Annotated in this window: 9 protein-coding genes; 6 read left to right on the forward strand and 3 right to left on the reverse strand. The window is 52.8% G+C overall.

The features are described from left to right. The first annotated feature begins 16 nt into the window (after positions 1-16). The 6 genes from CRP01_RS19515 to CRP01_RS19540 all read left to right on the forward strand — a co-directional run bounded on the left by CRP01_RS19515 (position 17) and on the right by CRP01_RS19540 (position 7,283). On the forward strand, positions 17-835 hold the full coding sequence (locus CRP01_RS19515) for an SDR family oxidoreductase (RefSeq protein WP_099151772.1): 819 nt from the start codon (positions 17-19) through the stop codon (positions 833-835). 140 nt (positions 836-975) lie between these two features. Further along, entirely contained in the window at positions 976-1,404 is a 429-nt protein-coding gene (locus tag CRP01_RS19520) for an SRPBCC family protein (protein WP_099151773.1), read from the forward strand. 72 nt (positions 1,405-1,476) lie between these two features. Then, complete coding sequence (locus tag CRP01_RS19525) at positions 1,477-2,556, forward strand: winged helix DNA-binding domain-containing protein (RefSeq protein ID WP_099151774.1); 1,080 nt, start codon at positions 1,477-1,479, stop codon at positions 2,554-2,556. Between the two features lie 215 nt (positions 2,557-2,771). Further along, positions 2,772-4,520 (forward strand): tail fiber domain-containing protein, encoded by a 1,749-nt coding sequence (locus CRP01_RS19530; protein WP_099151775.1) that lies wholly within the window; start codon positions 2,772-2,774, stop codon positions 4,518-4,520. A gap of 179 nt (positions 4,521-4,699) precedes the next feature. Continuing rightward, the gene (locus CRP01_RS19535; protein ID WP_170110453.1) at positions 4,700-5,194 is read left to right on the forward strand and encodes a T9SS type A sorting domain-containing protein; all 495 of its coding nucleotides are present in this window, start codon (positions 4,700-4,702) and stop codon (positions 5,192-5,194) included. A 157-nt stretch (positions 5,195-5,351) separates the two neighbouring features. Next, positions 5,352-7,283 (forward strand): adenylate/guanylate cyclase domain-containing protein, encoded by a 1,932-nt coding sequence (locus tag CRP01_RS19540; RefSeq protein ID WP_143473455.1) that lies wholly within the window; start codon positions 5,352-5,354, stop codon positions 7,281-7,283. 189 nt (positions 7,284-7,472) lie between these two features. Here the strand turns inward: CRP01_RS19540 and CRP01_RS19545 are convergent, their stop codons facing one another. The 3 genes from CRP01_RS19545 to CRP01_RS19555 all read right to left on the reverse strand — a co-directional run bounded on the left by CRP01_RS19545 (position 7,473) and on the right by CRP01_RS19555 (position 12,841). Continuing rightward, positions 7,473-8,093: a hypothetical protein gene (locus CRP01_RS19545; protein ID WP_099151778.1), complete on the reverse strand. Its 621-nt coding sequence runs from the start codon at positions 8,091-8,093 to the stop codon at positions 7,473-7,475. Between the two features lie 155 nt (positions 8,094-8,248). Then, on the reverse strand, positions 8,249-8,824 hold the full coding sequence (locus CRP01_RS19550) for a Crp/Fnr family transcriptional regulator (protein WP_099151779.1): 576 nt from the start codon (positions 8,822-8,824) through the stop codon (positions 8,249-8,251). 612 nt (positions 8,825-9,436) lie between these two features. After that, positions 9,437-12,841: an amidohydrolase family protein gene (locus CRP01_RS19555; RefSeq protein ID WP_099151780.1), complete on the reverse strand. Its 3,405-nt coding sequence runs from the start codon at positions 12,839-12,841 to the stop codon at positions 9,437-9,439. Positions 12,842-12,926: the final 85 nt, after the last annotated feature.

The following is a 12,926-nucleotide window of genomic DNA, read 5'->3' on the forward strand; positions in this document are numbered from 1 at the left end:
AAAATCAATAACCATCATGCAAAAACCGAATACACGGCTGGCCGGGCAAACCTGTATCGTTACCGGCGGCAGTTCGGGCATCGGAGCGGCCGTTGCCATGGCCATCGGCCAGGAAGGTGCAAATGTAGTGGTCAATTACCACTCCGACGCCGAAAGCGCCGAACAAATCGCCCACGAGATCAGTAAGCACAACCTCTGCGGCGATGCCATCCCCTTCAAATGTGATGTCAGCAAAGAAGATCAGGTGGTGGATATGTTCCAGAAGGCCATCAATCACTTCGGGACGGTGGATATCTGCATCCCCAATGCCGGTATTCAGCGCGATTTCCCCCTGCACGAGATGCCGCTGAAGGAGTGGCAGTTCGTTATCGACGTCAATCTGACCGGCCAGTTCCTCTGCGCCCGGGAAGCCATCCGGGAATTTTTGCGCCGCGGCCCCCGACCGGATGTTTCGGCATCGCTGGGCAAGATCATCCATATGAGCTCGGTACACGAAGTCATCCCCTGGGCCGGCCACGCCAATTACGCCGCCAGTAAAGGAGGGCTTGTGATGCTGATGCAGAGTATCTGTCAGCAGTATGCGCCCCAAAAAGTGCGCTGCAACAGTATTGCGCCCGGCGCCATCAAAACCCCGATCAACCAGGAAGTATGGAGCGACCCCGAATCCTTGGAGAAACTGTATGACCTCATTCCCTACAAACGGATCGGCATTCCGGATGATATCGGCTCCGTGGCGGCCTGGCTGGCTTCGGACGAGTCGGAATACATCAATGGTACGACCATTTTTGTGGATGGAGGCATGACCTGCTATCCCGGATTCACGGAAAATGGCTAGCGAAAAACGTTGGAGGAGTTTATCCGTTTTTACGAACGGGAATTCCGAGAAATAAAGTTGATAAAAAAGTAATGGCAGACTGACATAAGGCTGTCAGTGATCGGTATTTTCTTTGTGACAACACTCAAAAAATTGAAAACATGAGCAAAGAGATTATCGCCCGGACCAGCATTCTGCTGGATGCGCCCGTGGCTACAGTCTGGAATGCGGTGACCGATCCCGCAGAAGTTAAAAAGTATTTTTTCGGTACGGATCTGGTGACGAGCTGGAAGGTCGGAGAACCGATCTATTTCCGCGGAGAATGGGAAGGTCAGGCCTACGAAGATAAAGGGACCGTGCTTCGTTACGAACCCCAAAAGCAGTTGCAGTACGACTACTTCAGCTCTTTCTCCGATAAGGAGGATCTTCCGGAAAATTACCAGACGATCACCTACGAAGTGGAGCCCCGGGACGGCAAAACTTTACTCAGCATCACCCAGACCAATGTGCCCACAACCGAGCAAAAAGACCATTCCGAAGAAAACTGGAATATGGTCCTGCAGGAATTGAAAAAATTGGTAGAGGGTTAAGCTGCGGGGAGAGAACCTGCGCCGGGAATAATTGCTTCGAAGCTTTGTAATGGCCTAAATTTTCAACTTACGATGCCTTATACCGAGTTGTTGCAACAGCGAATGTATAATCAGCTGATCAGGCCGTCCGGCCTGAACGGCGTGGCGGAAGTAGTGGCGTATATGGGCGCCGTGCAGGCTCAGGATTATTCCCATAGCCGCTGGGCGGTGGGCCTCCGGCAATCTAAGGCAACAGTCACTCAGGTCGAACAGGCTCTCGATAGCGGAGCCATTATCCGGACGCACGTTCTGCGGCCCACCTGGCATCTGATCGCGGCGCAAGATAGTCGCTGGATGCTGGAGTTATCCGCCCCGCAGATCAAAAGGCAGGTGGATTCGATGGCACGCCAGCACGGTCTGGATAATTCTTTTTACGATCGGGCCTATACATTTCTGGAGCGAGTACTATCCGGCCAGCGTGCCCTCACCCGACCGGCCCTATTGGAAGCCTTAAACCAGCTCGGCCTGACGCTGAATAGCAGCCGGGCCAACCTGCTGCTTTACCGGGCCGAAATAGATGCCCTGATCTGTAGTGGTCCGCGGGAGGGCAACAAAAACACTTTCGCCTGGATGGACGACCGTGTGCCGGTAGCGGGCTCCTTTGACCGGCAAACTGCGCTGGCCGCACTCGGGCAGCGCTATTTCACCAGTCACGCTCCCGCAACCCTTAAAGATTTTCAGTGGTGGTCGGGGCTCAATAAGGCCGACGCCCAGCGAGGGCTGGAAGCCGCCCGGCCTCAACTGGTCCAAACCCTAGTATCCGGGAAGGAGTATTGGTTTTCCGGCGCTTCCGGAAACGCAAAGAGTGATCACCCGACGGTCTCGCTCCTTCCCGGTTTTGATGAATACATTATCAGCTATACGGATCGCGATGCGATCATTCCTCCCGAACTTCAGCCGGAACTGATCACAAAGAATGGTATTTTCAAACCCGCCCTGCTGCAGGAGGGCCAGGTGATCGGACGCTGGAACCGAAAGACCCAAAAAAATACCCTACAATTAGAGTTCTTTCCTTTCCAATCGCTTACTTCCCAACAAGAGCAGGCTGCCCGGGCTGCGGCCCGTGATTACGTCCGTTTTCACGAAATGGAACTGGACCTGCTACCTTTTTAATGCGCTTTCCATACCACGCAGTTTTTGATCTCCCCCACGTCGTTGCGCCGGTCTATCGGTAGCGCATCCCACTACTTTTCCCGATCCAATCATGGACGGTTCCAACCGGAACTAAATTTTTATTCTCCTTCCGTAACCCTTTCAATTTTTGTCGGATAAAGCAATACATCCCCCATACTTATTGCATCATTTTCATCGATCTTAAAAACCGAATAATGAAAGCTAAGATTTTCACCAAAGTCCTCCTTCTTTTTGTTTTTGCTTTGTCATGCGTGCAGCTTTTCGCCCAACCGGCTACCGGGATCAATTACCAAGCGGTGGCCCGCAACAGTTCCGGTAATCCCATTTCGGAGCAGGCTATCCAGGTCAGGTTGAGTATTCTCAACGGAGCCAGCGCCCAGGTCTACGAGGAAGAACACGCCGTAAACACGAGCAGTACCGGCTTGTTTACCCTCATCATCGGGGACGGCACGCCCAATACCGGCGATTTTAACAACATTAACTGGAGTGGTGAAGGTCACCAGCTACAGGTAGAGATCAATATCGGCAGCGGTTACGTAGATATGGGGACCCTGCCTTTTCTTTCCGTCCCCTATGCCCTGTACGCCCGGGAATCCGGTAATAGCTTTTCGCTTCCGTACGACGGCAGCATTGCCGCCGAAGGCACGACGGCGTTGCGGATAGCCAACACCAATAGCGGGAACGGGCTGGCCCTGGCGGCCATTCAGGGAGCAGGCTCTTCCGTCGGCGGCCAGAGCCGGGCGGCGATCTGGGGATCGGCCGCTACCGGCCACGGAATCGTTGGTTACACTTCCGGCGACGGAGCCTACGCTGGGGTATGGGGCCGTACCAATAATGTCAACGGCTTTGGTATCCACGGTAATGCCGGCAACGGAGGTATCGGCGGCTATTTCGAAGCGCTGGGCAGTTCGCCGGGCCGGGCGCTGATCACCGGGAATGGCCGGGTAGGTATCGGCACGGATAATCCGGAACAATTACTGCACGTGGAAGGCGATCTTTTTATCAATTCTTCCCAGGGTGGTTTTATGCTGGGTTATCCCAATAACGGGAACCAATGGCGTATGTCCACCATCAATGCCGGCGAAGATCTACAGTTTTTTAGCAAGGCCGGCGGCTCCATGACCAACAACCGCCGAATGATCATTAAGCAGAACGGAGCCGTAGGCATCGGAAATACCACCTCCCCCAACGGAAAACTGGAAGTGGCCCACAACAGTAACATTTCCAGCGCTCAGATCACGCTCACGGAATCCGAAAATGATTACGCCCGACTGAGTTTTCGCAATACGGCCATTGATGATAAATTCTGGACGATCGCTGCCGTTAATGCCGCCTCTACGGCCAACGAGCGGCTCAATTTCTTCCACAATGAGACCGGCGATATCCTGACCGTCCGCGGTAACGGCAACATCGGTTTGATGGAATTCAACCCTACCGCCCGCCTGCACCTCAGTCAGGGTGGCCAGACGGTAGGGACCGGCTTACGTTTCGATGACGGCATTAATCAGGACTGGGATATTACCCACGGCTTTGGTCTGCGTCTCCACTACGGAGGCGATCTGCGGGGCTTTTTCAATGCCAGTACGGGCGCTTACTCTCAGAGTTCGGATGGGCGATTGAAAAGCGACATCCAAAAAATGGCAAGTGTACTGCCACAGGTAAAAAAATTGCAGCCGTTGAGCTATCGCTACAAAAGCGCAGCGCCCAATACCACCACGATCGGATTCATTGCCCAGGAAGTAGCGCCGGTATTCCCCGAACTGGTAGACTACTCGGAAGCCGATGACCTGTACGGGATCAATTACGCCGGCTTCAGCGTAGTGGCCATCAAAGCCATCCAGGAACAACAGGCCGTGATCGAATCGCAACAAGCAACCATAGATGACTTAAACAAACGGCTGGAACTCCTGGAAAAAGCAATGGCGAATCTGGGGAATAAATAACACCCTGCCGTCCGGGGGCTTATAGGCTAAGAAGCGGAATGACCGCCCGGACCTGTTTACTGATGTGTAAGATCTGGAGAGCGCAAGTCAGGCAGTGCCTGTGCGTTCTCCAAATCTTCGGTCCGCTATTGCAAAACCATCCATTCAGCAGTACAATCAAACCATTCAATTCCTGTACAATGAAAGCTATTTCAATCCTCATCATAACAGTGTTGTTTTCCGGAGCATCCCTCTTCGCCCAATCTATCGAACGCTCGGTTATCGCAGTATTAGGCGCCTCCGCTGAGGCCGGTGATCTACAACTCGAATACACGGCGGGAGAAGCCGTAATCAGTACGCTTAGCGACGGTGATCTGACCATCACCCAGGGTTTCCACCAGGGCACGTTGCAAACTACCGGTTTGCGTGGGCTGCCCCTGAGCGTCTCCTATAAGATCTATCCCAACCCGGTCACTACGGAATTGTGGCTAAATCTGGAGGGGTCGGATCTGGATCTCCAGGTGGCAATTTATAATGCTGCCGGTCAGCCAGTGGGAACTTTTCGTAAGATTAAAGCTGCCGGTCACTGGAAGGAATCCTTTGATCTTTCCCGGCAGACACCCGGCGCTTATCTGGTGGTGATCATGGATGAGCGCGGCACCTGGCTGCAATCTCATAAGGTGCTGAAACTTTAGATGCGAACTGTTTCATATTAACGAGGGCAATTGTAGCCAATGATCCTTTTGGCCATGACCGGTTGGCTAGTCCGTCCAAAAATCCCCCGTTTTGATCGGATAAAGTTGACTATACCGGGAATTGGGTACTCATTTGCGGCAACATTTACCAAGTACCGTGAAGACTACAAACTCCATTCAAGCCCTAATCCTAACGGGTCTATTTTGCCTGACCTTATTACCGTTTGCCTTTTCCCAAAACAAACTGGACAGTCTGGAAACCCAGCTCGATCAAAGCTTTGGGAAAGATAAACTCGTCCTGCTCAATGAGCTGATCCCGCTCCATCTGGCGGAGCAGAATACCAAAGAGGCGCTGCGGTATGCCCGCCTGGCCACCTCGCTGGCCGAGACCATCATCTCGGCGGATAACCAGCTCATCCAGGCGGGAGATCATTATCTGAAGCCCCTAAGTTTTCTTCAGCTCGGCCAGGTGAACCAGCAACTGGGAAAATACGCGGATAGTAAAGTGGCCTACGAAAAAGCCCTGACGGAGGCCCAGCTGAACAAAACACCTGACATTGCCAAATCAGCCCTGCAGGGCTTACGGGACGTCACTGCGCTTGAGCAGGTGGACGAGAAGCAAAAAAAGGGTTTTCTCGGAAGGGCCATTCGGGACATCGGAGTGGCTATCGATAAAACATCCGACGACCTGGGCATTGTGGCGACCCTCAAGCTGGCCAAAATGCACGAAAACAATCAGAACTACGAAAAAGCGGCCAAAAAGTACGAGCAGGTGATCAACCAGTTGCGCGATCAGGGCGATTGGGAGCAGGTAGAAGAATTGCGCGAACATCTGGCTGAAATACTGGCCCTCCAGGGCAACATTCCCGGTGCGGTAATCGCCCTTTCCGAATTGAAACAGGAAAAACAAAAAGAAAATGACGACCGCGGAGCCGCCGTGATCCAAAACCGGATCGACGAAGTAAAACTGAGACCGGCAAAACCGCCGATTGCGCCCCCCGTGCCCGTACTTCCCCAGGATATCGAGATCGCCAATGCGGAAAAGCAGGCCCTGCGTATGCGCGGGATTGCCGAACGGGCTGAAAATAATCAGGATTTCCAGGCTTCCCTCAACTACTACAAGCAATACCTGACCATAGAACAAACCCTGGCGGAACAGGAACGCCTCCAGGAACTCACTTTGCTGGAAAAGGCCCACCAGATCGAGCGCCAGGAGCAGGAGATCACCCTGCTGCGCCAGAACGATGAGATCAGTCAGTTGAACCTGACCAAAAGCCAGGTAGAACTCGAACGGCAGCTTGTGCTTAAAAGAAGTCTCGTTGGCGGTTTGGCGCTTTCGGGTATGCTCGCGTTTTCCCTCTTCTTCCTGTACCGCAACAAACAGCGGGATCACCAAAAGCTGGGCGTCGCTTACCAGGATCTGGAAAGTACCCAAATCCAGCTGAAGAGCGCCGAAAAGCGCATCAAAAGCCTGCTCAACCAGCAATTGTCGGGCGCAGTAGCCAATGAATTGCTGACCGGCACCGGCGTATCGGCCGTGCAGCGGAAATTCGTTTGTATTATGTTCCTCGATATTCGCAACTTCACGCCCTACGTGGAAAAATTGTCTCCGGAAGAGATCATCGAATACCAAAATAAGGTGCTGGGCTTTATGATCGATACCGTCCACAAACGTAAAGGGATCGTCAACCAGATCCTCGGCGACGGCTTCATGGCCACCTTCGGCGCGCCGGTATCGGCCGGCAATGATTGCGAACAGGCCTATCTGGCGGCCGAAGAGATCATCCGTACCGTAAAAGAAAAAAGTGAAAGCGGGGAGATCCCGCCCACGCGGATCGGGATCGGCCTCCACGCCGGCCAGGTCGTAGCCGGCAATGTCGGTACCCGGGACCGGAAACAGTATTCCATTACCGGGAACCCGGTTATCATAGCCGCGCGCCTGGAACAGCTGAATAAGGAATTCGGCAGTACTATGGTGATCTCCAAAGAGGTCTGTGATCATTTGCCGAAAGAGGTCAAAGCACCCATGGCATTCTCCCCGGTACCGGTGAAAGGACGTAGTGAACCGGTGGAAATTGCCACGGTGTAATTTACCTTTAACATCCGGCCGATATTAATTCTGTACTATATACCAATGGATCGCTACGCTGTAGCTCTATTTATCTTCATCCCTTCGGGCTGAAGATAGGACGGTGCGCTGCATTTGGGTAGTTGTTTAGCTATTGAATCCCGACGGAAGTACGGAACAGGCCCGGATGTTATCCCATAGCAGTGCCAGCTAAAAGTTATACCCAAAGTGCAGTCCGGGTTCTCCGAAAAAGAATTTGGACCACTCGTCGTCTACCCGTTTGAAGGAATCCGGCATTTCGGTATGATAAGGACGGTGGGTAACCGCAATGGACGGCTCGATGAAGAACCGATCACCAAAAAGCCGGAAATGATATCCGACCCGGTAGGTATTGAAGATCTGAAATCCATTATCAACCTTACTGCCGTGCTCATCCACAAAAGATTGCCAGGCACTCATGACATGGATACCGCTGTATAAGCCCTTCCACCAAAATCGTTGGTAGGCAAGGGCAAATCCGCGCTCGCGGATGTATCCCGGAAATCCCGTTTCGCTGGCTTCAAAGGCATCACCGTAGGGAATTCCCAATGGCCAGGCATATTTCCAGGTTTTAAGTTCCAGAGAAACGGCATCTCTTTGGGTTAGGCGGTAGCCCAGATTCAATTGTACAAAATCGGGTTTGTTTTCCGGAGCCAGATTTCCCAGCATGAACAGCGTGCTTCCGATGAAGAATTTCTTGTGGTGGCGGTCCTTAGCGGCGTACTGAGCGGTCATTGGGGAAATGCCGGCAAAAAGCAGAAAAAGGACCAGCATGGCGATCTTGTTTTGCATGTATTTTCAATTGGTAGAAACTGTCTTGGGAATTGCTGCTGCCGGCAAAAGCGGCGCTACGCAGCCCGATAAAAGGTTTAAAGACAGGCTCTTGGTTGAACAATACTGCAAAATTATAGGGGATGCTTACCGAAAACATTCACTTAAGTTAACTTCTAACTGTTTTCGAGGATCCTTCTTTTTAATCTACTGAGGGATTGGGGTTTGATCCCCAGATAGCTGGCCAACTGGTGTTGGGGCACGCGTTGAATGAGATCGGGTCTTTTTTCTAATAGGTTTAAATATCGCTGTTCGGGAGACGAGGTTTTGAACTCGTCAAAATCGATCTGTTGTTTAGCCAGCATCTCTCCGGAGAAGGCCCGGCAGATGATTTCGAACTTGGGAAATTTTCTGTACATCTCTTCTTCCATCTCCGGATTACCCACCGTGATGACCGCGTCTTCAACACAGGAAATATAGTACCTGGACGGTTCTTTATTGATCACGCAGTGCGGAAGCACAGGGTCCATTTCGGTGTAAAATGCGGTCGTTTTCTCTTCACCATCAATCTCGTAATAGGCCCGTAAGCAACCCTTCAGTACAAAGTATCCCTGATCCGAATATTGCCCTTCCCGGAGTAATACCGTTCCTTTCTTCACCGAACGGAAAACATCTAAAGCGATGATGGCCTCTTTTTCTTCGTCCGTGATGGAAATATAGCTGGAGATGAAGTTGAACAGTTCGTCTTTCATTTTTCCTCGGTTTGATGTTGGGTGGACTGAACGGGAGAATGATGGTGCTAGCGACTCTGTTGGTCCATGCGATCTGGCTCATTACCATTGGCTATATTCAAAATTGCTTACCATCCATCAGTCTGGCAATAAGAATTTTTCTCAGGCGAGAACCAGGTAAAGATAATTCTTTTTTAAATCGGTCGGGGAACGGTGCTTTCAAGAACATGTACGTCAATCAGGGGGTGAAAAGTCCCGTAGGAACATGTACCCGGAGATAGCAATAAAGCCGCCGCCATTTATCAGGGATGCAAAAGACAGACTTCATTTTGGCGGCAAGGGGATACCGCCAAAAAAATAACATGAGTCATCCTGAATTTTTTTAGGACTCAAAAATGACCTCGTAGAGGTTAAACATTCGTAGAAAAATAGTAGAAATGCTGATTTCGACCTCAGGGAGGTCGCACAACATGGAGCAATGTGGTAAATGTGCGACCTCCCTGAGGTCGGAAAACGCTTATCCAGGCTAAATTCTACGAATATTCGACCTCTCTGAGGTCATACACCGCCTTTTATAAAATCCGGGATGACTCATGTTAGCCCTTGAGCGATATAGTTACTCAGGCATAAATATTACCGCTTCATCCCCGGCACACCCATCGGCGCGCCGCTACTCCATTCAAAATCCGGAGCTTTGCGGGGCGTGGGATACATCTCATCCAGCGTATCGCCATTGTACAGGCGGCCGTTTTTCATCACCATCTGGATGGTATTCGTATGGCGGATATCCTCCAGCGGGTTACTATCCAGGACCAGCAGGTCGGCCAGTTTACCGGCTTCCAGAGAACCCAGATCCTGCTGCAAACCGATTGCTTCAGCGCCGAGAATAGTGGCTGTCCTCAGGGCATCGTGATTGGACATCCCGCCCGACTGAACCGCCCAGAGTTCCCAGTGGTAGCCCAATCCCTGCAGCTGGCCGTGCGAACCGACGCCGACGATGCCTCCGGCCTCCACCAGTTCTTTGGCGAATTCCGCGTGCCGCTGGAAGATGTGCTCTTCTTCCATGAACCAGCCCGGCCGACGGCGCGACTTGGCATCCAGCTCCGCTTTCGGCGTGAAGTGAGCGAGTTTGGTATCGCCCTGCACATCTTCGGTCGCGTAGAAATAGTTTTCCGCCCAGGGGCCGCCATAGGCTACCAAGAGCGTAGGCGTGTAGGCGGTGCGGGTCGTTACCATCAGATCCAGTACGTCTTTATACAGCGGATAGATCGGGAAAGCGTGCTCATGGCCCGGATAGCCGTCCATCACTTGGGTCATGTTCAGCTTAAAATCCAGCGCGCCCTCGGTAGTGGGCATGAGTCCCTGCTCTTTGGCCGCTTCGATGATCCATTGCCGGTGCTGGCGATTGCCCGCCATGTACATCTTGATGGTTTTGGTATTGTAGTATTCGGAGTACTGTTTCAGTACTTTCTTGGCGTGATCAAGATCTTTGATCCGATAGGCCCAGTAACCAACCCCGGGGCCGGTGGAATAGACCCGCGGGCCGATCATCCGTCCCGCTTCTACCATGTCGCCATAGGTAAGCACATCGGTGGTAGCCGTTTGCGGATCCCGCGTGGTGGTAACCCCGTAAGCCAGATTAGCCGCGTAGATCCAGATCTGATTTTTGTGGATCCCCCAGTTGGGCCACATGTGGGCGTGCGTATCCACGAAGCCGGGAACGATGGTTTTACCACTTATATCCCGCGTGGTGGTGCCGGCGGGGACATCAAGCGTCCCACTCGCACCAATCGCTTTGATCCGGTTATTTTCGATAAGGATATCACCGCTTTCGATCACTTCCGCCCCTTTCATGGTGATCAGGCGGGCACCCTGCAGCAGGATGCTGCCCTGAGGGATATCCCGTTCTACCTGTACTTTAATCCGGATCTCTTTGGGTTCGTATTTTTTCTCCTCTTCTTTCTTTTCCTCCTTTTTTTCTTTGTCGTCCCCTTCCGCTTTTTTCTCTTTTTCTTTAGCCTTCTTTTCCGCTTTCACGCGTTCGGCGAAAGCCCTGGCTTCTTCGAGATCATAACGAACGAAAGCGTTACCCAGTGACCACTGTACGCTTTTGGCATCCGCACTCCACTGGGGAAATTCACCGCCGAATTCGGTCAGTTTCCAGGACGGGAAAGCGGCACTTTCCGGATTGGCGACATTGATCTCCGGCACTTCTCCACCTACCATCGGCACGGTAACTACGTAGATCTCATTGTTGATCTGGGCAATCGCCTTATCCCCTTCCGGAGCCATCAGGATCAGAGAAGCATCCGAAGGCTTGGGGGCCGGTTCGGTGACGGTGGCGACAAACAGGCCGTCTCCGCCCTGCAGGTGATCGTCCACCGGGTTTAGAGAGGGAAAGGTGGTAATACCGGCAACTTTTAAATGCGTTTTTTCGTCGGTCCCGTCCCAGCGTATGGATACGAGCCCTTTAGAGCCATGGTACAGATAGATCCGTTCTTTTCCTTGCACAAAATGTGGGTTCTGCCGGCCGGCCACCCGTTCCACCCGCTGGACCGCGCCCCCCGCAGCGGGGATATAGGCGATGAACTGGGTAGCGCCGAAAGCATTCGGACCGATCGCATCCTGATACGCCCGGGCCGGGCCCATTAAGAAAGCGATCCGCCGGGTATTCGGATCCCAGGCTAGTTGGGAATACGTACCGTTTTCCCGGGTAAGTCGCTGGGGTTGACCGTTGCCGCTGGCCGCTACTTTGTAGATGTGTCCGGTATTACCGTCCCAGGTTACATAAGCAATATCTTTGCCATCGGGCGACCAGACCGGCATGGCTTCCGTGTAGTCCGAGGAAGTGATCCGGCGGGCCGGCCCATCCGGGTAGTCCATTACGTACAGGCGGTTGAGCGCCGTAAAGGCCACCTGCTTGCCGTCCGGCGACAAGACCGCATCCCGGATCTGGGTAACGGTCATTTCAGCATCATCCGAAATGGGAAAATTAAAACGCACCTCCGGCCCCAGATCGAGACTTTCCTTTACCTCAAAGGGGATCTCAACGGCCGCGCCACCGGCGATGGGTAGTTTCCAGATCTTGCCACCGTAGGAAGCGATCAGATGCTTGCTGTCCGGGGTGAAGGACATCGCCGGATAAACACCCAGGCGGGCGCGCGACTCCTGCTCGTCTCTTTGCACGGGATAGGCCAGCCAGTCTTCGGCTCCGGTCTCCAGGTTACGTTTTACGAGGCCCGTTTCAGTGTTGTAGCGGGAACCGTAGACGAGCCATTTGCCGTCCGGTGACAGGGTAGGTGCGAAAGCCGATCCGTAGCGATTCGTCTGCCGCTCCATTTCTCCGGTTTCCCGGTCGTATACGGTGAGTTGGTATTGGGGTAGCTGGGCGTTGTACTGCCAGTCGCTGTTCCGTTGGGAAAGCCAGAGGTAACGGCCGTCCGGACCGAATGCTGGTTCGATGAATTTGGCGTTCTCCGGTTTTTTGATCAGCTGGACACCACCGCCACCGTCTTTGTGGTACATGGATACTTTGAGATTCCGCCGACCGTGGGAAACGATCAGGTATTGCCCGTCGGGCGTCCATTCGGCCGACTGCACATAATCGGTCTTTTCCTTCGTGATCTGGGTAGAATCTCCGGTAGCCAGTTCCTTGATCCAGATGTTTTCGTTGCCGTCCTGATCGGAAGTATAGACAATGTATTTACCGTCCGGACTGTATTTCGGATGGGTATCGTAAGCTAGGCCTTTGGTGACCCGTTCGGCTTTACCGCCGGTAATGGGCAGCTTGTAGATGTCTCCCAGGAGATCAAAAAGAATGGTTTGCCCGTCCGGACTGACGTCCAGCGAAAGCCAGCTGCCTTCGGTGGTTTCCAGGTCGAGCGTACGGCCGGGCTCCAGCGGCAATCCGGCTTTTTTATCTTTTTTCTTTTCGGTTTTGGTACTATCGGCCGGCGGTTCACCGTCCTGGGCCAACAGTGCGCATGGGGGCAGGATCAGCAAAGCTGACCAGATCACCAACAATCGGAATGTTTTCATACTAGCTCTTTTAATACAGAATTAAAGGTTTTGAGCTAGCAAAATAACAAGATGTGGCGAATAATCACTGATCCCTTTTCCCCAT

This window comes from Flavilitoribacter nigricans DSM 23189 = NBRC 102662, assembly GCF_002646595.1.
Lineage (GTDB): Bacteria > Bacteroidota > Bacteroidia > Chitinophagales > Saprospiraceae > Flavilitoribacter > Flavilitoribacter nigricans.